The 23,293-nt window shown below is 58.4% G+C and carries 18 protein-coding genes and 1 tRNA gene; 8 read left to right on the top strand and 11 right to left on the bottom strand.

Annotated features, from left to right (window positions below; genetic code table 11):
• Nucleotides 1-21: 21 nt before the first annotated feature.
• Nucleotides 22-1,341 carry an outer membrane protein assembly factor BamB family protein gene (locus tag Poly24_RS05135; RefSeq protein ID WP_145091430.1) on the top strand — a complete coding sequence of 440 codons (1,320 nt, stop codon included), beginning with the start codon at nt 22-24 and terminating at the stop codon, nt 1,339-1,341.
• A gap of 35 nt (nt 1,342-1,376) precedes the next feature.
• Here Poly24_RS05135 and Poly24_RS05130 read toward each other — a convergent pair whose 3' ends face one another.
• Nucleotides 1,377-2,543 carry a glycosyltransferase family 4 protein gene (locus Poly24_RS05130; protein ID WP_197452337.1) on the bottom strand — a complete coding sequence of 389 codons (1,167 nt, stop codon included), beginning with the start codon at nt 2,541-2,543 and terminating at the stop codon, nt 1,377-1,379.
• Nucleotides 2,544-2,813: 270 nt separating this feature from the next.
• On the opposite strand from Poly24_RS05130, the gene Poly24_RS05125 reads away from it, so the two are divergent.
• Complete coding sequence (locus Poly24_RS05125; RefSeq protein ID WP_145091424.1) at nt 2,814-4,490, top strand: HEAT repeat domain-containing protein; 1,677 nt, start codon at nt 2,814-2,816, stop codon at nt 4,488-4,490.
• Nucleotides 4,491-4,516: 26 nt separating this feature from the next.
• On the top strand, nt 4,517-5,074 hold the full coding sequence (locus Poly24_RS05120) for a hypothetical protein (RefSeq protein WP_145091421.1): 558 nt from the start codon (nt 4,517-4,519) through the stop codon (nt 5,072-5,074).
• On the opposite strand, the gene aspS is transcribed toward Poly24_RS05120, so the two are convergent.
• The 3 genes from aspS to lpdA form a co-directional block, all read right to left on the bottom strand.
• The gene (gene aspS, locus Poly24_RS05115; RefSeq protein ID WP_145091417.1) at nt 5,071-6,858 is read right to left on the bottom strand and encodes an aspartate--tRNA ligase; all 1,788 of its coding nucleotides are present in this window, start codon (nt 6,856-6,858) and stop codon (nt 5,071-5,073) included. The genes Poly24_RS05120 and aspS overlap by 4 nt on opposite strands.
• Nucleotides 6,859-7,045: 187 nt before the next feature.
• Entirely contained in the window at nt 7,046-8,461 is a 1,416-nt protein-coding gene (locus Poly24_RS05110; RefSeq protein WP_145091414.1) for a DUF58 domain-containing protein, read from the bottom strand.
• Between the two features lie 204 nt (nt 8,462-8,665).
• Nucleotides 8,666-10,057 carry a dihydrolipoyl dehydrogenase gene (gene lpdA / locus Poly24_RS05105; protein WP_145091412.1) on the bottom strand — a complete coding sequence of 464 codons (1,392 nt, stop codon included), beginning with the start codon at nt 10,055-10,057 and terminating at the stop codon, nt 8,666-8,668.
• A gap of 307 nt (nt 10,058-10,364) precedes the next feature.
• On the opposite strand from lpdA, the gene Poly24_RS05100 reads away from it, so the two are divergent.
• From Poly24_RS05100 to Poly24_RS05090, 3 genes are all read left to right on the top strand, one after another.
• On the top strand, nt 10,365-11,393 hold the full coding sequence (locus Poly24_RS05100; protein ID WP_145091410.1) for an FAD:protein FMN transferase: 1,029 nt from the start codon (nt 10,365-10,367) through the stop codon (nt 11,391-11,393).
• 57 nt (nt 11,394-11,450) lie between these two features.
• Nucleotides 11,451-12,260, top strand: coding sequence for a hypothetical protein (locus Poly24_RS05095; RefSeq protein ID WP_145091407.1), 810 nt, complete (start codon nt 11,451-11,453; stop codon nt 12,258-12,260).
• Between the two features lie 260 nt (nt 12,261-12,520).
• Nucleotides 12,521-13,831, top strand: coding sequence for a sigma-70 family RNA polymerase sigma factor (locus tag Poly24_RS05090; protein ID WP_197452335.1), 1,311 nt, complete (start codon nt 12,521-12,523; stop codon nt 13,829-13,831).
• A 33-nt stretch (nt 13,832-13,864) separates the two neighbouring features.
• On the opposite strand, the gene Poly24_RS05085 is transcribed toward Poly24_RS05090, so the two are convergent.
• The 5 genes from Poly24_RS05085 to Poly24_RS05065 all read right to left on the bottom strand — a co-directional run bounded on the left by Poly24_RS05085 (nt 13,865) and on the right by Poly24_RS05065 (nt 18,973).
• Nucleotides 13,865-15,691: a TolC family protein gene (locus Poly24_RS05085; protein WP_145091401.1), complete on the bottom strand. Its 1,827-nt coding sequence runs from the start codon at nt 15,689-15,691 to the stop codon at nt 13,865-13,867.
• Nucleotides 15,692-15,895: 204 nt separating this feature from the next.
• Nucleotides 15,896-16,630, bottom strand: a complete 735-nt coding sequence (locus Poly24_RS05080) for a hypothetical protein (protein WP_145091398.1) — start codon at nt 16,628-16,630, stop codon at nt 15,896-15,898.
• 28 nt (nt 16,631-16,658) lie between these two features.
• On the bottom strand, nt 16,659-17,393 hold the full coding sequence (locus tag Poly24_RS05075; RefSeq protein ID WP_145091395.1) for a metallophosphoesterase family protein: 735 nt from the start codon (nt 17,391-17,393) through the stop codon (nt 16,659-16,661).
• 18 nt (nt 17,394-17,411) lie between these two features.
• Complete coding sequence (locus Poly24_RS05070; RefSeq protein ID WP_197452334.1) at nt 17,412-17,963, bottom strand: YqgE/AlgH family protein; 552 nt, start codon at nt 17,961-17,963, stop codon at nt 17,412-17,414.
• Nucleotides 17,960-18,973: a ketoacyl-ACP synthase III gene (locus tag Poly24_RS05065; protein WP_145091389.1), complete on the bottom strand. Its 1,014-nt coding sequence runs from the start codon at nt 18,971-18,973 to the stop codon at nt 17,960-17,962. The genes Poly24_RS05070 and Poly24_RS05065 overlap by 4 nt, the downstream gene beginning before the upstream one ends.
• A gap of 397 nt (nt 18,974-19,370) precedes the next feature.
• Here Poly24_RS05065 and Poly24_RS05060 point away from each other — a divergent pair.
• Both Poly24_RS05060 and tig read left to right on the top strand, forming a co-directional pair.
• Nucleotides 19,371-19,443: transfer RNA gene (locus Poly24_RS05060), tRNA-Gly, on the top strand.
• A gap of 39 nt (nt 19,444-19,482) precedes the next feature.
• Nucleotides 19,483-20,976, top strand: coding sequence for a trigger factor (gene tig, locus Poly24_RS05055; RefSeq protein ID WP_145091386.1), 1,494 nt, complete (start codon nt 19,483-19,485; stop codon nt 20,974-20,976).
• A 206-nt stretch (nt 20,977-21,182) separates the two neighbouring features.
• Here the strand turns inward: tig and Poly24_RS05050 are convergent, their stop codons facing one another.
• Entirely contained in the window at nt 21,183-22,610 is a 1,428-nt protein-coding gene (locus tag Poly24_RS05050; protein ID WP_145091383.1) for an NAD-dependent malic enzyme, read from the bottom strand.
• 220 nt (nt 22,611-22,830) lie between these two features.
• On the bottom strand, nt 22,831-23,247 hold the full coding sequence (locus tag Poly24_RS05045) for a YkgJ family cysteine cluster protein (protein WP_145091381.1): 417 nt from the start codon (nt 23,245-23,247) through the stop codon (nt 22,831-22,833).
• Nucleotides 23,248-23,293 lie beyond the last annotated feature (46 nt).

The following is a 23,293-nucleotide window of genomic DNA, read 5'->3' as shown; positions in this document are numbered from 1 at the left end:
GTTGTGGCGTGGAGAGTGGAGATGATGAACGTCCGGGTTGCTTCCTTGATTGCCGCGACTCTCCTGGCTGCGAGTCAGGGGGGATGCAAACGCGCCCCTGAAAAAGTCGTTTCCGAGTTGCCTGAAATAAAGGACGTTCCAATCGTGGAGCTTCCGCACACGGCCGCTTGGGGGTCGTTTCGTGGACCGGGCATGGAAGGACACGCCCCCGACCAGCCTTTGCCCACCTCATGGGGAGAGGACCAAAATGTTCTCTGGGCGAGAGACTTGCCTGGCCTTGGGCATGCATCTCCGATTCTTGTTGACAACATGGTGGTGTTGCCGACGGCGATGGAGGAACAGGAACGGCAGCTCGTGATCGCGTATGATCGCTCCGATGGTCGTGAGCTGTGGAGTCGCGTCATCCACGAGGGGAACTTTGTCGACGAGAGCCAGTTGCATCAAAAAAGCAGCCAGGCAAATTCAACGCTGGCCTGCAACGGCAAGCAAATTTTCGCAGTGTTCTTGAACGATGCGAAGGTTGTTCTCTCGGCGTTGGGACTCGATGGAACGTTGCTTTGGCAAACCGACGTGAGCAAGTTTCAGTCGAGAAATGGCTTTGGCGCCTCCCCCGTGCTCTACAAGTCACTCGTCATCTGCCCAACGGACAACAACGGCGGCGGAAACATCGTCGCCATCGACGGTGCTTCGGGCGAGGTCGTCTGGCGCACCGACCGCGGTGCCCACAACACGTATTCGTCCGCCAATGTTTGCTTCTTCGGTGAGGACCGGGATGCTCAGCTGCTGATCAGCGGAGGAGAGGGAATCACCAGCTACGCCCCCGAAACAGGGAAGATCAACTGGGTCGCTCACTCCGAATGTGATGTCACCTGCGGAACGATGATTTGTGGTGGCGATTACACGTTTGCGTCGGGGGGCGTCCCTGGGAACGAGACGATCTGTTTAGATCGTCTCGGGACGACGATCTGGACGAATCAGGTGAAGGTCTACGAACCCTCGCTTTTGTACGTCGAAGGATACCTGTACGCGGTCACCGACAATGGCATCGCGTATTGTTGGGAAGCGTCCACTGGAGAGGAGTGCTGGAGGAAACGCTTGGGGAAAAACTTCAGCGCGTCCCCTTGGACCTGCAACGGGCTGATCTATGTGACCAATGTTGTGGGGGACACGACCGTTTTTGAAGCCAACCCCGATGAGTTCAAAGAAGTTGCCAAAAACCACCTAGGCACCGATTGCTTTGCCTCTCCTGCTATCGACGATAGCCGAATCTACATGCGTGTGGGAGTCGAGGGTGAGAACGGTCGCCAGGAAAGACTCTACTGCCTCGGTGACGAATCGTAGCCGCCAGGAAAACCTTGTCCCGCTTTCGCAATTCTTTACGAAGCTTCCTCGAGCAGCTGATCGATCCGTTCTTTGTAGCGTTCGCTATTGATACCGATCGAGTGCTCTGAACGCACCCAGCGCTGGGCTGCTTCGGAGCAGCGCTGCCAGGTCGCAGCATTCTCATTGAGTTCGCGAAGCCGCTGAGCGGCAACGTCGAGGTCGTTGTCGGTCCCCCAACCGGCTCCGGACGCCGAAAGATAGCCGTCGAAATCTTCGAGGGAAACGATCGGGGTGCCCGCTGCAGAAGACTCGAGAATCACATTCGGAAAGCCTTCAAATTCGGCTGCCCCTGTTGATAAGTAGGCTAAGGCATTGTGGTAGCGCTGGGGCATCTCGGCGTAGGGCACGAAACCAAGAATCTTCACGTTGTCGGGCACCGCCTCGCGAAGCTCTTGTTCAACAATCACGCTTCCTGGGTTCAGGATCATTTCAAACTGCAGCTCGGGGCATCGTTTCGCAATCTCCAAGCACAACCAAGGCCGCTTGTGCCAAGTATCGTACCGGCCGATCCATAACACAGGCCCCTTGGAATGCATGCGTGGCTTCAACGGGGCCCAGCGGTCAATCGTGATGCCCCCTTTGATGCGATGGGCTTCAAGGTTCAACGTCCTCCGCACCTGATCCTGCTGCCACTGAGTTTGACAGATGATTGCCGAGGCGAGGCGAAGTGTCTCCTGACGGGCTTGCACGGTCTCCCCGTATTCATTGCGTGCGGTGACCTGCATGTCGTCAGAAAAGGAGGGAGCGTCCGCGTTGGAAACGATGCATGCGATCGACTTTGCCCCGATTTCATTTGCTGCGCGGATGCAAGCCAGTTGGTCGCTGCCCGTCCCAAACACCAAACAGATAGCCGGTTCGATTTGGCGAATGTGCTCCGCGATGTGGGTTGCTATCGGACGACGATCTCGAAACGGACGGGTGACAGCGAGCAAGGGAACCTGCCACGCCAATCGCAACAAGGACCGAACGCGAACCTGCTTGAGAGCTTGCAGGTTCAGACTCTGCGACACCTGAAGCCGGATGCTTTTGAGCGGGTCCAGGATGGTATGCAGTTCGACATGATCCACGACCGCGTTGGCTGGTCGTCGCGATTCGCTCAAAAGGATGGAGATCGCCAAGTCGTCGCTAGCGCAAGCCAGCGTCCTAGCAATCGTCCACATCCCCGACTCGAGCCCCCCGACCGTTGTTCCCGATCTACCTTGAATCGCCGGATAGGCATTCAGACCTAAAAAACAAACCTTTTTCGCTGCGGACATATTCGAAATGAAAATCTGGGGGAGCGACGGTCAAATGGCGGTTCACAGGTGCGTCAACTCCGTGCCCTTTTGCCTCCAGCAAGCCTGGAATGCTATACTAAACAATCTTTGATGTACCTGCTGCAGAAATCTCATTCCGGTTTGACGTTAATGCTGTTACCCAATCTGAAACGAATGGTTCGGAAACCTTGGGCTTTCACTCTGGTGGTCATGGTAGTCGTTTTGGCAACGACTTCCACTCAGGAAGCGTCTGCATATTCGCCTGAACATCCAGATGTGGTCCGCATGATCGATCGCGGGATCGCATTCCTGCGTTCGCAAGAGAAGGAACATGGGCACCACGAGGAAGGTGCCAAAATGTTGAAGGCCTATGCCATCTACAAGGTGAATCACGAACCCGACGACCCGCTGGTCCGCGAGGGTGTGGCAGCCGCAGTGGCATACATCGAAAAACAAACGAAAGCGAAATCGGTCGACCACTACATGTCGTACGCCGGCGCGTTCGCAATGCTGCTGTTGATCGATGTCGACCCGATTAAGCACCGATCCGCGATTGAGCGGATGTCCCGCTACTACTTGGGGTTGCAAAAGCCACACGGCGGTTTCGGGTACCCCAATGGCCCCGAAGGGGACAATTCGCAGAACCAATATGCGGTGCTGTCGATGTGGTCGCTACGAAAGGCGGGCTTCGAAGTCCCCCCGGAAATCATGGAACGGCTGGCGATCTACCTGCTGCAAACGCAAGATCCATCGGGAATGTGGGGCTATTTTGGAATCATCGGCAACCGCGGATTGGTCAAGCAGGAACGAACGCGGTTGTCACTGACGTCCGCGTGCGCAGGTAGTCTGTTGATCGCAGGCGACTTTTTTGATTTCTACAAGGACCGGGCGCGTCGCAAGCAGAAAATCGACAATGACAGTGGATTGCCCCCCGCGTTGGCGATCCACGACGAGAAGTCCGAACAGTCGGCCGCTGCGGTAAAAACATCGCAACTGAAGCCCCCCATGATCGAAACGGCCGTGGGCCGCTCGATGAACTTTTACAACAAGACAGCGTTTAAGTTCTCAAACTTCCCTAACTCACTGGGTTTTTACTACTACGCGCTCTACGCCCACGAGCGGTTTATGAGCTTCGTCGAGAACTCGCGCGGCGAATATGAAAACGAGCCGGCCTGGTACAACCAGGGCGTCGAAGATTTAAAACGGCACCAAGACCCCGACGGAGGGTTCGGAGGAGCAGCTGCCCGCAAGGCAGGCATGTCGCCTCACCTCTCTCCGAGCGAAAACACTGCCTTCGCAGTTCTGTTCCTGATTCGCAGCACGAAGAAAGCCATTGGCCAGCTGAGTACCGGGACGATGCAGGGCGGGTACGGCCTTCCCAAAAGTACCAAGGGGATGCAGACCAAGGGGGGCCAGTTGATCGATGCTCCCAAGGCGGGCAGCGTTGGCGGAATGCTCGATTTGCTCGAACAGGGTGGCGACGATGTCGACGACAAGGCGATCTACGATTCGCTGATCCTGTCGAAAGATCCGCAGGAACGAGCCGACCAATTGAAGCGGCTGAAGCGAATGGTCAAAGGCGGCCCCTACAAGACCCGCCGCGCGGCGGCTCGAATGCTGGGGCAGAGCAGCGACATGGACATCGTGCCGACGCTGATCTTCGCTCTGACCGACCCCGACAAAACGGTGCAACGCGAAGCGCGTAATGGCTTGCGTTTTGTCAGCCGCCGTTTCGAAGGCTTTGGCCTGCCCGACGACCCGACGCCCAAACAAGTCGACGCGGCCGTCAAAGCTTGGAAAGAGTGGTATCTGCTTTCGAATCCCTCTTACCTTTTCCTGGATGAGGGCTGATCCTCGCGAACCAACGGAGCCGATCGATGCGGATCTTGATCCTGACCGTCGTCGCGACGATCCTCGCCGCCAACACCTGCCCCGCGCAGGTCGTCATGCTGCCGACGTTTGACACGTTTCAGTATTCGGGATCGGTCTTGGTTCCCGACGGCGGATCGGCTCATTTGGGCAGCATCGGCCGGTCGGCTGAAAGCAGCCGCAACTCGGGCTGGGGTTCGCGATCGACAGGCCGCTCGATCTCTCGCGGCACGATGAGCGCCCACGTTCAGATCATCGACTTGGCCGAGATGGATCGTCAATTGCTAGGCGCCGAACCGGCGGAGTTCCTGCGCCAACAGAAGGCCAAAGAAAACGCGGCGGCCAAGGTTGTCCCGCCGAAACCGATCGATCCGGTCGAGGCAGCGAAACAGCTGGTCCGCGACGCCCGGCGATGCGTGCAAGAAGGCCACCTGAAGGCAGCCGATTATTATTACCGCCGCGCGATCGGCGAATTGCCGAGCGATCTCGCCGCGATCGCTCAGCGTGAATATGACCGCTTCGGCCAGCAGCGTCATCTGCTGGCCCGCCGTCAAATGCAGCCTTAAGCTTGCTGCTTGCTGGCTGGCGGAGTCGTTCGCAAATACAGCTCTTCCAGCTGCTTCTTGTCGACTTCGCTTGGTGCTTCGGTCATCAGATCCGATGCCTTCTGCGTTTTCGGGAACGCGATGCAGTCGCGGATGCTGTCCAGATTGGCGAACAACATCACCCAGCGATCGATTCCCAACGCGATCCCGCCGTGCGGTGGCGCCCCCAGACGCAGCGCGTCCAACAGGAACCCAAATCGCTCCTTCGCCAGTTCGGGCGAAATCCCCAGCAGATCAAAGACCTGTTGTTGGATCCCCGAATCGTGGATCCGGATCGTTCCGCCGCCAGCTTCGCTGCCGTTGATGATCAGATCGTAAGCGATCGCTCGGCAAGCGGCCGGATCCTCTTTCAGCATCGGCAAATCGGCGGTCCGCGGTGCGGTGAACGGATGATGCATCGCGACCCAACGGTCCTCTTCGGCATCGTGTTCGAACATCGGGAACTCGATCACCCACGAAAAACTCATCGCCTTGGGATCGTACAGCTTCAGTTCCGCACCCAATCGCTTTCGCAAACCGGCCAAACCGCGGCAGGTCACCTCCCACGAATCGGCAAGGAACAGCAACAAGTCGCCCGGCTCGGCTTCCAACCGCTGGCCGATCGCCTGCAATTGCTCCGCTTCCAGATTCTTGCTGATCGGCGACCAGAGCGATCCATCGTCTTCGACGCGGAACCAAGCCAAGCCCTTGGCCCCAAAGTCCTGCTTGACGTATTCGGTCAGCTCATCGATCTGACGCCGCGAATATTTCGACGCGGCTCCCTTGGCGTTCATGCCGCGGACCTTGCCCCCGGCGTCGACGGCACCACGGAAGACGCGGAACTCCACGTTCGCTGCGATATCGCTGATGTCGACGATCTCCATCCCAAACCGCAGGTCGGGAGCGTCGGTTCCGTATTTGGTCATCGCTTCGTCCCACGTCATCCGTGGCAACTTGGCGGGCGCGTCGATCCCCAACACATCCTTGGCGACCACGCTGACCAGACCGTCGATCATCCCGATCACATCGTCCATGTCGACAAACGACATCTCGAGGTCCAACTGCGTGAACTCCGGCTGGCGATCGGCGCGAAGATCTTCGTCGCGGAAACATTTGGCAACCTGCACGTAGCGGTCGAAGCCGGCGACCATCAAGATCTGCTTGTACAGCTGAGGCGATTGCGGCAGCGCGTAGAATTCGCCGGGATGCACGCGGCTGGGAACCAGGTAATCGCGAGCACCTTCGGGAGTGCTGCGGCCCAGGATCGGCGTCTCGACGTCGATGAAGTCGCGATCGGCGAAATAGTCGCGCATCAGCTTGATGATCCGGCTGCGAAGGACCATCGTGTCGAGCATCTTGGTCCGACGGAGATCCAAATAACGATGCTTCAGTCGCAGATCTTCGCCCGGCAGATCTTGCTGCGACGGAACAAACGGAGCCTGTTGGCAGCTGTTCAGCAGCTCCAAATCCTTGGTTCGCAGCTCGATATCGCCGGTTGCCAGCTTGTCGTTGTGCTTCCCTTCCAACCGCGCCGCGACGGTCCCGACGACCTTGATCACCGATTCGTTCGAAAGCCGCCCGGCGGCGTCGACAGCCGCCTGACCGCACTCGGGGCCAACAACCACTTGGGTGATTCCGTAGCGATCGCGGAGATCGATAAAGACCGCACCGCCGTGGTCCCGCGTGCTTTCAACCCAACCGCAAAGTGTGACTTCAGTGTCAATATCCTGCGACCGAAGCTGGCCGCATGTGTGCGAACGTAACAATTTAGTGACCTTTTGAGGCGTTTTTGAAATGCTGGGAGGATCCGGAACGCGTCCGGTGAAAACGATCTAGACGAGCATTTTACTTGCGATCCTCTGGCCGGGAAGGTCACCACCGAAACAACCCGTCGGGGCAGGGGATTGACGGTAACTCGCCGTTGTCGGATCGGCAGAGCCACCAGAACCGCCGCTACAGCAGGTGCTTGGCTTTGATTTCAAGATACTGGTTTACCAGCGGAGCGGTCATCTGTTCGGGAAACAGGTCCATCGCCAGCACGCCGGCGTGTTTCATGTCCTGGATCACCTGATTCCGCCAACACAGGATCTCCGCCGCCGCCGCCGCCCGATACAGTCGCTGCGGATCGTTTGACGGATGATCGGCCGCGTCGAACAACTGATGATCACGCAACAGGATCCCCAGCGGCAGATGTTTGCCGACGAGATTCGACAGGTAATCGGTCACCTGACCAGCGTTCACCTCGTCGATCACATTGGTCGCCATCACGACTAACGATCGCTGCTTGCAGTGATTGGAGAGATACAAAAACGCCTTATCGAAACGAGATTCGACCAGCTGAGGGAACTGGTTGAAGCCGGCCTGCAGCAGCCGATTCATCTGCGCCTTGCCGGTCCGAGGCGGGATGTAGGCGTGGATTCGATCGGAGAAGCAGAGCATGCCGACGGCGTCGCCGCGAGCCAGTGCGACGTGAGCCATCATCAGGAACGAATTGAGGGCGTGATCCAACAGCGTCATCCCGTCGTGCTCGTTGGTCATCATCCGCCCGCAATCGAGCATGAAGATCACCCGTTGCGATTGGTCGGTTTGAAACTGGCGAACGGTCAGCTTGTTCCGCCGCGCGGTCGTCCGCCAATCGATGTGCCGATAATTATCGTCGCGGGAATAATCTCGCAACCGCTCGAAATCGTTGTCCTGGCCGATCCGTCGCGACTGCCGCACGCCGATCAGACTCAGTCGATCCTGCCGCGCCAGCAAGGCGTAATCGCTCAACTGCTTCATGTCGGGGTAGACGTTCAGCTTCGATTCGCACGGCAATTCGATATGCCGCCGCCACAACCGCAGCCCGCTGACGACTTCCAGATAGACCGTCGTCAGCTCCGCCACGCCGCGACGCATCGGCGTCAATCGACGCCGAAACGTCAACTGGCTGCGCGACGGCAGCGTCAACGGATGCTGTTCGGGACTGCTGAGAAACCCTTCGGGAAGATCATCCCGCACGCTGCCGCGAAGCGACCGCGGCCCGCGATTGATGACCGTCAGATCGACCGACGTCGGCGCACCGATCGACGCGGTTCGAACCAATTGCCGCTGAGCCGTCAGGCCGCGCGATCCGGGTAACATGAGATAGTCGACCAAGCCGACAACCAGGATCACCGCGTCGACAGCGATCACCGCGTAAGCCCAAGCGTCGGTCAGCGTCACCGCTAGACTGAGCCCCGCCGGGATGATCAATAACCCGATCCACAACCGGCTGGGATAGGTCTTGCGAACCAACGCGACGATCACCAGCGGCAGCAACACCACAGCCAACAACAACCAAGGGTAGTTGGCCAGATGGCCGATCGCTTCGGTTGTGGAATTTGGCATTAAAAACGCAGGTCGGTTAGCTCAAACGATTCGCGGCGATCGGCGAGGCGGCAAGCTCGAACGCTTCCCGCCCCAAATGCTTAAGCACATCAAGCAGCACAGTGTTTTTCTAGTTTAACCGCGCGGGCATCGCCCCGCGCTTCCATCGGCGCGGCCCGCAGAGAGCCTCGCCGATCAACCGAAAAACAAACTGTGCACGCTCACTTAAAAGGTGTGCAAGGCGCGGCCGTCGACGCCCAGTGCCGCTTCGTGCAACGATTCGGAGAGCGTTGGATGGGCGTGGCAGCAGCGAGCGATATCCTCGGCGCTGGCACCAAATTCCATCGCCGCTCCCGCTTCGGCGATCAGATCGCCCGCTCGAGCGCCGATGATGTGAACGCCCAACACGCGGTCGGTCTTGGCGTCGGCCAAGACCTTCACGCGGCCTTCGGTCTCGCCCAGCGTGTGAGCACGGCCGTTGGCACCGTAGGGAGCCATTCCCTTCTTGTATTCGATCCCCGCTTCCTTCAACTGTTCTTCGGTCTTGCCGACCGCAGCGATTTCGGGATGTGTATAAACGATCGCCGGGATCACATCGTAATTGAAGTGGCTCCCCATGCCGGTCATCCGCTCGACGCAGACGACACCCTCTTCCATCGCTTTGTGAGCCAGCATCGCGCCGCCGATGCAATCGCCCAGAGCGTAGACCCCCGGGACCGAGGTTTGGTAGTTGGCATCGACTTCCAGGAACCCGCGTTTGTCGGTCGCGACGCCCGCAGCATCCAATCCGATCTTGTCGGTCGACGGAACGCGGCCGGTCGCCAGCAGCACGCGATCGGCTTCGATCGTCTCGCCCGCCTTGGTCTTGATCACGCACAGATCGCCTTGGACCTTGGCCGATTCGACAAACGTCGACATCTTGAATTCCAAGCCCTGCCGCGTGAAGGTCCGCTTGGCGATCGACGCCAGTTCGCTGTCGATCCCGGTCAGGATGCGATCCAACGCTTCGAGCACGACGACCTTGCTGCCCAGTCGATTCCAAACGCTCCCCAGTTCCAGCCCGATGTAGCCGCCGCCGATCACAACCAACCGCTCGGGGACTTCGGGAAAGCTGAGCGCCATCGTGCTGTTGCCGATCCGCACGCCATCCTCTTCGATCGACGGGAACGACATCGGCCGCGATCCGACGGCGATGATCGTCTTGGCCGCTTTGACGCGAGCGGGCGACTTGCCTTCGATTTCGATTGTGTCGGAGCTGATGAAGCGGCCGCGGCCATTATAAGTCGTCACCTTATTCTTCTTCAGCAGCATGTTGATGCCGCCGGTCAGCGTGTCGACGACCTTCTCTTTGCGGCTCATCATCGTCGGCAGATCCAACTCGACGTCGCCGATCTTCAGACCGTGATTGGAGAACGACGTCTTGGCGTCGTGATACAGATGGCTCGATTCCAACAACGCCTTGCTGGGGATACAGCCGACGCGGAGACAGGTGCCGCCATAGCGTTCATTTTCGTCGATACAGGCGACGTTCATTCCCAGCTGAGCGGCGCGAATCGCTGCCACGTATCCACCGGGTCCACCGCCCAAGACAACCAAATCATGCTGCGCCGTATTCATTCCAATCCTATCGATCCAAGAGCTGTAAAAGTTTTTAACCAGTTGAGTGCGGGGCGCGTCTCCGGTGAACTCGCACCCCGTGGCCTCGCGACGCCGTCGCGAACCCTCCTGCGCATATACCGCCGCCGCGCAAGGCTTCCTTTATCGCCGATTCGAGTCCCGCATGCGACCCGGCAAAGCAAAAGCAAGTCTATCGACAATAGACAGACCGGCGGGCCAACCGTTCACGCGGGCTATGCCTACCGCCTGCAAAAGCTACTAAAATAAAAACGTCCTCCACCCCAAATCCAACTCAGCGGCCAATCCCTTGAACAACGCGGCTTCTCCTTCGGAAAACTCTCCCAGCATCGCCCGCCCCGGCGAACTGATCTCGGTCATCCGCCCCGCGATGGCGACGGAGTTTGAGGTGCTGATGCCGGCCGACGTCGATCGCGAGGCGCCGGAGATCGCGTTGGAAGCGCTCGAATGGATTCGCACGCTCGAAGGAATCTTTTCCGTCTATCGCTCCGACAGCGACATCTCCAAGCTGAACCGCGAAGCTGCCGAGAGGCCCGTCCGCGTCGATCCGCACCTCTTCAAGATCGTCCAACAAGCGGTCGCGATCTCCGAAGCGACCGGCGGCGCATTCGACATCACCGCCGGGCCGCTTGTCGACGCTTGGGGATTCACCAACCGCAGCGGACGCAAGCCGAGCGACGAAGAACTTGCCGCGGCGCTACAGGCTGTCGGATACCAAAACTTGGAACTCGACGCCGACCAGCAAACGATCCGCTTCAAACAGCCGGGGATGCGGATCAACCTCGGGGCGATCGGCAAAGGTTACGCCCTGGACCAAGCCGTTGCGATGCTGGTCACCTCGGGCGTAGAAAACTTCCTGATCCATGGCGGGCAGAGCAGCATCGTGGCCCGCGGCAGCCGGCGGCCTGGGGAACCGGGCTGGCCGATCGCGCTGAGCCATCCGATCCGCCCGCAACGCAAGCTCGGCCGAGTGTGGCTGCAGAACGAATCGCTTTCGACAAGCGGTTCGGGGAAACAGTTCTTCCACTATCGCGGCCAACGACTCGGCCACATGATCGACCCGCGAACCGGCTGGCCCGGCGGCGATCTGCTGTCGCTGACTCTGATCGCGAAAGTCGCCGCCGAATCGGACGCGCTGGCGACGGGGCTGTTTGTCGACGGGATCCAGAAAGCGACACAATTCGTCGAAACGAACCAAGGGCTGGGAATCGTGGGAGTCGCCGAGGTGGCTCGCAGTAGCGAAGTTGAAGTCGTCGCGGTGGCGATCGCCGACGAGCGTTGGGAACCGTTCCAGGAGAGTCCACGCGATCAGAACTAGACCTGTGGCAGAAAAGCTCTCGTCGCCACTTCGCACCACGCGCTACGAACCAGGCAAATGCAAATGGACCATGGCAATGATTCCACGCCGCTCGCGACACGCCCCATCTGTTCGTCTCGCACCGTCGCAGCGATCGCCTTCTTAGGAGCGGTTATCCTCGCGATGGGCATCGTGTCCGGTGCGATCCAAAACCGAGACCCCAATTCTTGGTTCATCTTTGCATTTATTGGCATGCTGGTCAGCTGGAATGCGACCGTCGCCACCTGCTGCTTGGCCAAGGGCCCACACCTACCGCTCCGCTTGATATTGTTTGCCGTCACCATTTTGTTTTCGACGGCAACCTCGTCGGTCTTGGGCGGCGACACGGTCCAATTTTTTGCACCCTTCTTTTTGTCGTCGGCGATGCTTGCCTGGCTGCTGAGTTTTGCTGCGGGCTTTCCCGCCTGGCGGCTGGCAAACGATCCCAATCCGGCAGCGCGATCCCAGTATTCGATTCGCGGCCTGTTGATCCTCACGACTTGCATTGCCGTGCTGTTCACGCTCTTCAAACAACTCGCCCCATCGCAGCGCGATCTGACAGCGATGACAATCCTGTGTGTCGGCGGGACAGCGGGTTGGTTATTGGGGTGTTCCTCGTTTTGCCATCGCACCTATCGGTGGCCGCTGGCGACGCTCGTCCTACTGGCTTTGCTCTGCCTCAGCTTCTGGACCCTCATGACCAATTACGACTTTGGGCAACCGAGATCGGGCACCTTCGAAGTCTGCTTTGTCTACCCAGTGGCCAGCTACAGCATCCCCGCCATCATCGGCCGCTTCACCCAACCATCCCCCACGCCAATCGACGAAGCCCTGGCAATCGACGCCTGATACCGCTGGCATGCCTTGCCCTAGCAGCCAGCCTGCCGATTCGCCTTCGCTTTCGCTAAACCGAAACCTTTGAGGGGCTTCGAACTCTGCCAGGAGTACGGTTTCCCACCGACGATTGTCGATCGGGCCCCAACCCTCAAATCGAGCTGAAACGCCTCCGCCCCATGCTCAAGGGCTGCGATTTTCGCTTTCCGGCATGCCGATTGCACCTCTGTCGCCTTGCACTTGGCTCTGCCAACTTGATTTGGAAAGGCGATATCATGGAAAAAACAAACCAACAAGGCGGTGGCGGTTGGATGAACCGGTCGCCGATGCTCTCGAAACGACACTTCCCCAACGATAGCGAAGGGGTGACTGAATATTTTGAAGCGGTCTCGCGGACTAATCTTTTAACTCCTGAAGAAGAGGTTCGGGCAACGCAGCGGATCAAGCGGACTCGCAATGCGTACCGCCGCGCGATGCTTGCCGACGTCTCGATCATCGCGGCGATCGCTGGCGTCTTCAACGAAGCAACGCAAAGCAATCACCGCATCGATGCGATCATCGACGTCGCGCCTCACGATCGGACACGTGTCGCGTTATTGCGACGCGCACTGCCCGTGGCGACACAGTCACTGCTTCGCTTCGATCATGAAAACGAGCTCGATCAGAAAATAATCGACTCGCAGCGAACGCCCCCAAAACGACGCGCCGCCGCTCAACATCGAGTACGCAATCGCATTCGCGTCTGTCGCCGGTTGGTCAACGACCTGCCGCTGCGTCTGGAGGTGCTCGAACAGGCGTACGAGACGGCGACACGCGGCAAAAAGAGCCCCGCCTTGCGAACCAATCGACGCCGCGTCAAAGCGCTACGTCGATCGTTGCTACGGCAGAAGCGGGAATTTGTCACCCACCATTTGCGGCTAGTGGTCCCCATTGCGAAACGCTACCGGGGCCGCGGGCTCGGATTTTCCGACCTGATCCAAGAGGGGAACGCTGGGTTGATGCGAGGGATTGAAAAGTTTGATCCCGACCGCGGCTTCCGCTTCAGCACTTACGCTTCATGGTGGATCCGGCAAGCGATCTCCCGCGCCGTCACGATGCACGCCCGCGCGGTTCGAATTCCGACCGCCGTTCTGGCAGGTGTCCGCAACGTCCGTCAGGCGAGCGAGCTGTTCGTGCATGCGCACGAACGTCAACCCTCTATCGAAGAGTTGGCGAAGCTGACGGGGCAGTCGGTCGATAGCGCCCGCCGCGCGATCGAAGCGATGCGCGAGATGGTCTCGATCGACGACAGCATGGCGATGCAGCGACAATCGATCGCCGAAATGCTGCCCGATCCATCGCAGGCGAGCGACCCGAGTTCGCGGTTGCAGCGTGAGGAGTTCGACCAGACGGTGCAGTCGGTGCTCGATGCACTGCTGCCGCGGGAACGCCGCGTCGTCGAACTGCGTTACGGAATGGATGACGGAAGCCCGAAGACGCTATTGGAAGTTAGCAAGACGATGTCACTGTCCCGCGAACGTATCCGTCAAATCCAATCGGTTGCGATCGAAAAAATGCGGGAGGCTGCCGAACATTTGGACAATTGATCTGCAACGGGCCCGACCGGCACCGCGATCGCGCTACAGCGGCGTTTCGACGAACAGCAAACCGTTCGCGCGACGCAGTTGCAGGATGGCGACGTTGTACCGGGTCAGGGCGGTGATGTAATTCGACTCGGCCGTTTGCAAACGGTCTTGGGCTTCGAGCTTCGCCGCAACATCGCCGTCACCAATCACGGCCAACTCCTCAGCAACCTTCTCCGCCGTTTCGGCTTCGAGCCGCATCTGAGCGAAATTCCCACGCAGCTTCAGCATCGCGTCTTTGACATCCAAGCGGACAAGATCCATCACCGCCTCCAGCTCTTGCGACGCCTGGGCGCCCGCTGTGGGCAACGTTGGAATCCGCGAGTTCACTAATTGATGCTGCGCAGCTGGACCATAAGACTCCAGCCGAGCGATCGCTGCTCGCACTTCGGCCCTCTGCACCAACGCACGTTCCAATTCCTGCGTCTCGTTGCGTTGTAGATCACACTCACAAGGAACGTCCTGCGGCATCAGTTCGATCTCATTTTGCCAGCCGGGAACGCTGACCAAAAACGCCAATTCATTCTGAGCTTGCTTCAGCGCGATCCGCTTCGAATTCACATCCGCGCGGCGTTGGCGGATCGTCGCTTCGACCATCACGAACCGTTGGCGATCGTGCTCCGAAGCGAACTGCCGTGACGATTGCTCATATAACGCGAGCGCTGCGTCATGATGCCGCTGGCCGATCGCAACAAGTCCCCGCAGACGATAAACGTTCCAATACGCGTCGGCGATCTGCAGCAACATATCCGCGGTTTTCGCACAGGTGTCGCCACGAAACGCCGCGGTGCGGTGGCGGGCGACAAAAACCAGCTCGGAATTCAAGGTCGGATCGCAACCGGGCGGGGAAGGGCGACTGTAACGCAGCGTCAAACAAGACAGATCCGAACCGCCGTGCTGCGGAACCGTTCCATCGAGCCGGAGGATTTCCAAGAGGGGCGAATGCTGCATCGCGATCGTGATCAATTGGTCTAAATCGACAGCCACCTTCTGGGGATCATCCAAGTGGCAGCCCGTTTGCACTTGCGTTTGCCACCACGGCGACCACGGCAGCGAGGCCCCCACGGGACTTGCCAACGGGAAATCTCCCACCGGTTCCTGAATCACGCGTTCCTTGGCGGGCAGCGGCACACTGGAATCGCCAAACTGCGACGACGGCGTTAACGTCGCCTTGCCGATCGGATCGGCACGCATCGGCGGGGCGTTCGATTCGGCGGAATTCGATAGCGCGTCATTCGATTCACCCGAACGCAAGACTTGAGGCAACATATCGCTATAGACACGTGGCTTATCCCAGGTCGGATCGGGTTGCCGTGGTTCGACGGGCTCATCGATCTGCGGCTGCGGCGTTTCAATCTGGCGACTCGGGGGCAACACATCCTCAGCGAACCGGTTACGGCGGCTGGGGATTGCGGGAACTTCGACCGCCGGTGGTGGTGGCAGCGTTTCCTGGGCGTCGGTCCGTTCGATCGCTGGAATCGGCTTTTGATTGATCCCCGAATCCGCACCGGACTGCTTGCGGATCGAGTACTCGCCTTCCAAACGGTGAGGGACCACGGCGTGCGGCGTCTGCAAATCGTTGACAGGAGGCAAACGCTGGGGGGTGACCGTCGGTTCCGATCGCGCAGCCGGAGGCGAAACGATCGGCCTTTGGCGATCGGGCACATCATCAACCAAGATGCTACCCGCATCGGGTTCGCTGACGACCAACGGATTGGACCGCACCGGGCTCGCTTGACCTTGCGCCCAGGCTAGCGTCGCACCGGCCACCGCCAAGACCACCAACATCTGAATCAATACAATTGGGCGACACACAGTTGCCATGGGAATCACGACCTTCAATCAGCTCGAAATCTCACTGGACGCTGTCCAGCCGACACCCCCAATGAATCTCAACGGCGAACAATCCACGCGACCTGACACGTTGGGCACCGGGCGTGCATCCTCTTCGTTATCGGAACGACCGCTGCGATCAGGCCAAACGGAATTGCCACGAAGCCGTAGATTTCCTGAACTAGTTTGCAAGCATCAGCGCGTGATGTGAAGTTCCAAATCGCCAATCGAAAGCGTCACCGGGACGACACTCTCGACGCATTGGCGGGGGAGCAACCGCGACCGAAAACCAAACCTGACGACAACCTGGCTGGAAAGATTTTTCAGCTGCACCCCAACCGAAGAGCGCGAAAGCCGCAGCTGATTGCGGGAGACCGTTACGTTATCGAGTTCGGCGATGATCAGCTTGCGGTAATCCGCGACGGGAATCTCCGCGAAAGGGAGCGGTTGGCCGATCGATTGGCGGCCGACGTCCAACGTCCGATGGAACCGCGTTCGCGACAACTCGGTTTCCCCACGCACAATCACCAACCATAGATGCGGCACCTCCTGCTGCAGGCGGCCAATCATCTTTTCCAATACCTCACGCGAATACGCATCAAATCGCAGCAACAGATCGTCAATCGTCGGGGCCGTGGCCCACTGCAACCGCACGCGATACTCCTCGCCAATCAATTCCCAGACCTGACGATAGCCCGCGGGCAATGCTGGCATCCGCTGACAATAATCTTCGACGATCGGTGAGTTGGGAATCGCAGTTTCGACGCCGACCGGGACGGGAAACCGCCAGCGATATTCCAGATCGATCATCGCCAATTCCGCCGCGTCGTCGATTGCAAGCGTCGGATCGCACAACAGAGAATCGATCGCGCCGTAATCCCGCTGCTGCCAGGCGGCTTCGAACCGGTCGATCAAGGAGGAGTTGTCCATTTTACAACGATGCCGGTGCAAGCGTTTTCTAAGTCGGCTTCTGCGGGGTGAGGTGCTGGCTGAAATACTGAACGACCGACCGAATCCGCCGCATCATGACAAGTCCAAATTGACGCCGCGCGTGCCCGTGCAGATTCGCTTGCCAAACTTCGGCCGTGTTCAAATCCAACGCCGTCAACCAACCGCCGCCAAAACAGTAGGTATCCAAACAGACCAAATGGCCAAGGTCCAAGACCTCCAGATTCGCTTGCGGCGTGTGCCCGACGATCACGCGTTTGCCGCTGTGGTGGGGCAGCGGAGCGACCGGCGGAAGGTGCTCCCAAAATAAATGCTGTTCCCCCAAACAGTTCATCGGTTGGTCGGGCAGATACGACGCATGAACGCAGATATTGCGATCGTCCTCCCAGTAGGCGCGGCAGGTTTTCAGAAACTCGACATGCCGCGCGGGGATATGATGCAGCGCCCCGCCGTAGCTAGCTAGCGTCGCATTGCCACCACACATCTTCCAGATTTTGTCTTCCATCCCGCCGCAAACGACGCCCAGAAACATAATCTCATGATTGCCCAACAACGGCACCAACGTACAGCGTTGCTGGAGATCGATCAGCAAATCGATCACCCCGCGGCTATCCGATCCGCGGTCGACGTAGTCCCCCAGAAAGACCAGAGTATCGTCGGCCGTTGGGTTAATCGTTTCGACCAACGTCCGCAACGCTCGGCTGCAGCCGTGAATGTCTCCAAAAGCGATGGTCCGTCCCGGCATCGTACTCGACTTTCGGGGCTAGTTCATTTGGGAATCGACATTGCTTGCAAACGGGACCGCTTCGCCGATGATCGAGCGTCCCACCCGTTTGACCAACGATTCCCAAAGCGGTTCAAAATCGCCAAAGACCTCGTCGGGTGTTGCATCACAAGTTAACCAACCGCCGTACTGAAGCTCGGATTCCAATTGACCAGCGCCCCAGCCGCTGTAACCCGCGAAAAAACGAACTCGCGCCTGTGGACGATTCGCCAACAGGATGATCGATTCCTGTTCGCTGGTCACGAACAGCCCCCCTTCGCAATCCAGATCGGCCAAATTGGCGTCTTCATGCAATGCGCACAACGGCCCTTCGACAGGACCTCCCAGATAGACAAGATCTTCACGCAGCGCGGTGCCACCCATTGTCGATTCAAGCAATTGTTGCAAACGCAGATCGCTTGGTCGGGTCAGGACCAACCCAAGAGCTCCGTCGACATCATGTTTCACCATGTAGACAACGGTCCGCTGAAAATTGCTATCGGGTAGATAGGGGGATGCGAGCAGAAATTTCCCATTCAATAGTTGTGTCATCGTCCGACTCGCCCAAACGTGTCTTTCCACAAACACCCTGCCCACGACCATCCGACGCCAAAACCAACCAACACGTTGGTGTCGTCTTTGCAAAGCGTACCATCGCGCCGCAGATCGTCAATCAGAAGCGGGAGCGTCGCCGAGACCGTATTGCCGACGTCGCGGAGCCGAATGGGCAAACGGGCTTCGTCGACCCCCATGCTGATCCGCAACTGCTCCAACATTTTAAAGGTTGCTTGATGCAGCAGGAAGAGATCGATGTCGTCGGTCGTCAGATCGTTCTGCTGGACAATCTCTTCGATCAACTTCGGAACCGCACCGACGGTGAAATTGATCAAACTTGGGCCGTCCATATACAGCCGACTCTTCCAACGTTTGCGATGCCGCGGCTTGTGGGCGTCTTGGGGCAACCGAGCTCCCCCGTCGGCGACCAACAACGTGTCCGCTCCGCTTCCATCGCTGCCAAACTGGAATCCCCACAACGTCTTTTCGTCGTTGGCTTGGACCAAAGTTGCCGCAGCGGCGTCGCCAAAGATCGTCCGCAAACTGCGGTCATCGGCATCGATATATTTTGAGTAGGTTTCGGCGGTCAGCAGCAAGATTCGCCGGGCCACCCCCGATTGAATCAAACCGTCGGCCATCGCGAGACCATAGACAAACCCGGAACAGCCCAGGTTGTAATCGATCGCCCCGCACGTCGGTGAAAGCCCGAGACGCTGTTGGATCAAACAGGCTGTCGTCGGCAACGGATAATCGGGGGTCTGGGTGCACAGCATGATGAAATCGATACTCGATCGATCGATGCCGTGCTCAGCAAACAGCTTTTCGGAGGCCTGAACCGCTAGATCGGCTGCCGTCTCTCCGGGGGCTGCGATGTAGCGTTGCATGATCCCCGTTTTTTCGCCGATCACCGTGAGATCCCAATCGGGATGCTCCGATTGCAATTGAGCGTTCGTTTCAACGCGTTCCGGCAGATGGACTGCGATCGGTCCGATTTGGGCGTAAGGCACGTGGAACCTTCAGGAAACGAGCAGACAGAATCGTGACTTCAATCGACGCCAGAGCTGCCGCAAAAACAGGGAACTCAACGCGGCGTCGCCCAGCGTATCACGTCGTTCTCCCCTCCGACAACCGGTCGGTAAATTACCATTAACCGTTAATCTGATATTTTCTCGGCCACACTTTGCTGCCCGGTCTTGCAAGCCTCGGCGGGAGTTCTATAATTCCCCTCATGCCACAGAGGTGATCGCGTCGAAGAGATAGCGAAAAGCATCCTTTTAAAGGCACGAATACGCTGACACAGATGTTGCCAACAGCATCACGGGCTCAAACCGACCTCGGAAACTTTCCGTCATGTCGAGGCCCAGTTTCAGCCGTATTCAGTTTTCAGAGTAAAGAAATTTCCAGGCGGGTGTAGCTCAGTTGGCAGAGCACAACGTTGCCAACGTTGTTGTCGTGGGTTCGAATCCCATCACCCGCTCTTCTTCTCTCTTTTTTCTCTCGAGAGGCCCCCAACGGCATGTCCACAACCGATGCCCCAAATTCGTCCGAAACCACCGAAGACACCAAACTGACGCTGACCGTTGCGGTCGACGCGCCGCAGACCTGTCTTCGTCACGTTGTTGTGACCGTCTCTCGAGCCGATGTCGAACGCTACCTAAAGAACGCCTACGACGATTTGGCTCCCGAAGCCAGCGTCCCAGGTTTTCGCGCTGGTCGCGCGCCACGGAAACTTGTAGAGAAGCAATTCAAGGATCGCGTTGCGGACCAAGTCAAAGGGCAGCTGTTGATGGACAGCCTCGCGCAAGTCACCGAAGAACAAGCGTTCTCGGCGATCAGCGAACCCGATTTTGATTTTGAATCGGTCGAACTGCCTGAAAGTGGCGATTTCCGCTTCGAATTCAAAGTCGAAGTCCGCCCCGAATTCGACACGCCCGAATGGAAAGGCCTCAGCCTGACCGAACCGGACGAACAAGTCGATGACGAAGCAATCGATGCCTCGATCGCTCGCGTGATGTCACGCTATTCGAAGTTCGAAGCGGTCGACGACGCTGCGAAATCGGGCGACCGCCTGCTGGTCACCGCCACTTTCCGCAACGGCAGCGAAGTCCTGTCGGAGATGGAAGAAGAGCATGTCGAACTGGGCGGAGGCCTTAGCTTCCCCGACGGTCGCTGCGAAGATTTCGGCAAGTTGATGGAAGGCGTTCGCGAAGGCGAATCGCGAACCGGCAAGGTGACACTCAGCCAAGAAGCTCACCCCGAATTGGGTGGCAAGGAAGTAGAAGCTGAATTCAAGGTTGTCGAAGTCAGCCGCAACGAGGCCGCTAAACTGACCCCCGCGGTTCTCGAAGAGCTTGGCGATTTCGAAACCGAAGCAGAACTTCGCGAATTCATTTCCGAAAGCCTGCAACGTCAGATCGATTACCGCCGCCAGCGTTCGCTGCGTAGCCAAATCACCAAGACATTGACCGCAGATGCCAACTGGGAATTGCCGCCAGATCTCGTACGCCGTCAAACGCGTCGCGAACTGGAACGTCAAATCCTCGAAATGCGTCGCAGCGGGTTCCAGGAAGAAGACATTCGCAACATGGTCAACATGGCGCGACAAAACGCACAAACCCAAACCGAAGCGGCACTGCGTGAGCACTTCATCCTCGAGAAGATCGCCGACGATCAAGATATCGATGCAGCACCTAGCGATTACGACGACGAAATCGCGTTGATCGCCGAACAGAGCGACCAGCCCGAACGCCGCGTCCGAGCCCGTCTGGAAAAAACAGGCCAAATGGACGCGTTGCGTAACCAAATCGTTGAACGCAAAGTCATCGAAATGATCACCGCCGATGCGACCGTCTCGAAAGAGAAGGCTGAGAAGAAGGCCGATGGCGGCAATGCTTCGCGTGATTTCGCAGTCGACCACAGCTTGGTTCCCGCGAAAGACGAATTGCCCGAAGCGAAGTACGACGACAAGACCAAGGGCGAAGCGTCAGAAACGCCAACCAATAAGTCGTAGTGATCACGGCGATTGGCGAGCGGCCAGTTGCATAAACAAAATGAATCAAAGGGACAGGTTTCGACCTGTCCCTTTTTTCGTTGAACGCATGCCCTCGAAACTCCGTCACAGCTCCGATCTTCCACACGGGAACCATCGACGCCCCCGAACCGATCGCACGTCCGAGAGTTCCCGGTGCCATCGCACCGGGAACAACGGCCGACTTCTTATAGCCCAACGCCTGCATTTTTGGGACGACGCCGGGCAACGCCCGTCTCCGCTGCAGCTTCCGCCACCGCTTTGGCGACCGCGATGGCAACGCGTCGATCGAAGACGCTGGGGATAATGTAATCGCTGCAGCGTTCATCATCGGTGATGATGTCAGCGATCGCCTTGGCCGCCGCGACCTTCATCGCATCGTTGACTTCGCTCGCGCGCACATCCAAAACGCCGCGGAATAGACCAGGGAAGCACAACACGTTATTGATCTGGTTGGGATGGTCCGAACGCCCCGTCGCCATCACCGCGACGTGCCCATTGGCTAGTTCGGGACGAATCTCGGGATCGGGATTCGCCATCGCAAAAACGATCGGATCGCTTGCCATACTTTTGACATCGTCGACCGTCAGCACATCGGGAGACGAAACGCCAATAAAAACATCCGCCCCGCGGACGACATCTCGCAGCGAGCCCTGTTGGCCGGCCTGGTTCGTCACCGCGGCCAGTTCATCCTTTACAGGATTCATCCGAGTCGTTCGCCCCGCGAAGATAGCCCCTTCGCGATCGCACACGACGACATGTTCGGCTCCAGCCAACTGCAACAACTTGGCGATCGCCGCTCCGGCAGCTCCTGCACCGTTGATGACAATCTTGACTTCGCAAAGTTTCTTTTGAACCAGACGCAACGCGTTTTCCAGCCCCGCCAACGTCACGATCGCCGTCCCGTGCTGGTCGTCGTGAAACACGGGGATATCCATCGTTTCATTCAGACGTCGTTCGATTTCGATACATCGCGGCGAGGAGATATCCTCCAGATTGATCCCGCCAAACGTCGGCTCTAAACGCTGAACCGTGGCGATGATCTCTTCGACATCCTGCGTCGCGATACAGATTGGAAACGCGTCGACGCCGCCAAATTCCTTGAACAACATCGCCTTCCCCTCCATCACCGGCATCGCGGCTTCGGGACCGATGTTCCCCAACCCCAAGACAGCGGAACCATCGCTGACGACGGCGACCATATTTTTTCGGATCGTCAGGTTATAAGAGGATTCGACGTCCTCGTGGATCGCCATGCAAACCCGAGCCACACCGGGCGTGTAGACCGACGAGAGGTCATCGCGACTTTTGATGGGAGTCTTCGAAACGACCTCGATCTTGCCCCCCAAATGCTTCAGAAACACTTGGTCGGAAACCGTCTGCAGCTCCAGCCCCGGAATCGCCTCCAGATGCTCCGCAATCCGTTGAACATGCTCGGCGCTTGCGGCGTTCACACTGACATCCCGCGTGATCCCCCTCCCGCTGGAACTGACGATATCGATCGCCCCAATCATCCCATCCTGCTCACCGATCGCAGTTGCGATCTTGCCCAACATGCCGCGATCGTTTGCGTAGGTCAGTCGAATCGTCGCGGAATATGAAAATGTCTGGTCCATTCGGATTTCCCAAGGGGCGGGCAAAAGCAAAAAATAGCTAGGTGCCAACGGCTGCACCATCATGCCCGTTTAGATTAGCAAATCCATCCTAGGGAAGACGAGAGCAGCACATTCGGCAAATGATGACCGCGCACGGGTGCAGCGGCGACTGCCGCCGATCCCTTTTCGCGACAACCGAGCTTTCACAGCGGATGCGCTGCAATTTTCAACTGCCGCGTCCTCAGACGCTCTTCTCTTTCCGACGCGCTTCGATCTGTTTGAAGTTGTAAAGCTTGCCCACACCGCTGCCGGGACAGATGTCGCAGGTCTCTTTCCAAGCCGCTTTATCTTCCAGCGTGCTGTCCCAAAACGGCCAGGTGCGACACTGAATCGGGCGTGCTTCGTAGACCGAACAGCCACGGGTGTCGGGATCCAAAAAGATGCAGTCGCCGTCGGAATATTCGACGAGACTTTTGGCCGCCCCGACGTTGCGAACGAACTTGTGCTCGAAATCGTCAATCGTCATCTGCATGTGCACAGCCAGCGCGGCGATCTCGTCGTCGTTCACCCAGACATAGCCCGGCTCGCCGCTGCAGCATGCGCCGCACTGCGTGCACTCAAATCGCAAGCCATCTTTGTACCAAGGTTTTCCTGCCATCGATCTTCGTCCAAGTGTTCCAGTTTCGCCAACGAGTCGAGCCCGC

Origin of the sequence: Rosistilla carotiformis, from assembly GCF_007753095.1 — a bacterium.
Classification (GTDB): Bacteria; Planctomycetota; Planctomycetia; order Pirellulales; family Pirellulaceae; genus Rosistilla; species Rosistilla carotiformis.
Note: the sequence above shows the minus strand (reverse complement) of the source record. Positions and strands in the feature narration are given on the sequence as shown.

Coding starts and splice junctions, on each gene's coding strand:
- Poly24_RS05095 (WP_145091407.1), top strand. CDS start 11,451: ATGCAAATGGACCATGGCAATGATTCCACGCCGCTCGCGACACGCCCC.
- tig (WP_145091386.1), top strand. CDS start 19,483: ATGTCCACAACCGATGCCCCAAATTCGTCCGAAACCACCGAAGACACC.
- Poly24_RS05085 (WP_145091401.1), bottom strand. CDS start 15,691: ATGGCAACTGTGTGTCGCCCAATTGTATTGATTCAGATGTTGGTGGTC.
- Poly24_RS05080 (WP_145091398.1), bottom strand. CDS start 16,630: ATGGACAACTCCTCCTTGATCGACCGGTTCGAAGCCGCCTGGCAGCAG.
- Poly24_RS05120 (WP_145091421.1), top strand. CDS start 4,517: ATGCGGATCTTGATCCTGACCGTCGTCGCGACGATCCTCGCCGCCAAC.
- Poly24_RS05090 (WP_197452335.1), top strand. CDS start 12,521: ATGGAAAAAACAAACCAACAAGGCGGTGGCGGTTGGATGAACCGGTCG.
- Poly24_RS05130 (WP_197452337.1), bottom strand. CDS start 2,543: ATGTGGACGATTGCTAGGACGCTGGCTTGCGCTAGCGACGACTTGGCG.
- Poly24_RS05125 (WP_145091424.1), top strand. CDS start 2,814: ATGGTTCGGAAACCTTGGGCTTTCACTCTGGTGGTCATGGTAGTCGTT.
- Poly24_RS05070 (WP_197452334.1), bottom strand. CDS start 17,963: ATGACACAACTATTGAATGGGAAATTTCTGCTCGCATCCCCCTATCTA.
- Poly24_RS05050 (WP_145091383.1), bottom strand. CDS start 22,610: ATGGACCAGACATTTTCATATTCCGCGACGATTCGACTGACCTACGCA.
- Poly24_RS05135 (WP_145091430.1), top strand. CDS start 22: ATGATGAACGTCCGGGTTGCTTCCTTGATTGCCGCGACTCTCCTGGCT.
- Poly24_RS05045 (WP_145091381.1), bottom strand. CDS start 23,247: ATGGCAGGAAAACCTTGGTACAAAGATGGCTTGCGATTTGAGTGCACG.
- Poly24_RS05075 (WP_145091395.1), bottom strand. CDS start 17,393: ATGCCGGGACGGACCATCGCTTTTGGAGACATTCACGGCTGCAGCCGA.
- lpdA (WP_145091412.1), bottom strand. CDS start 10,057: ATGAATACGGCGCAGCATGATTTGGTTGTCTTGGGCGGTGGACCCGGT.
- Poly24_RS05110 (WP_145091414.1), bottom strand. CDS start 8,461: ATGCCAAATTCCACAACCGAAGCGATCGGCCATCTGGCCAACTACCCT.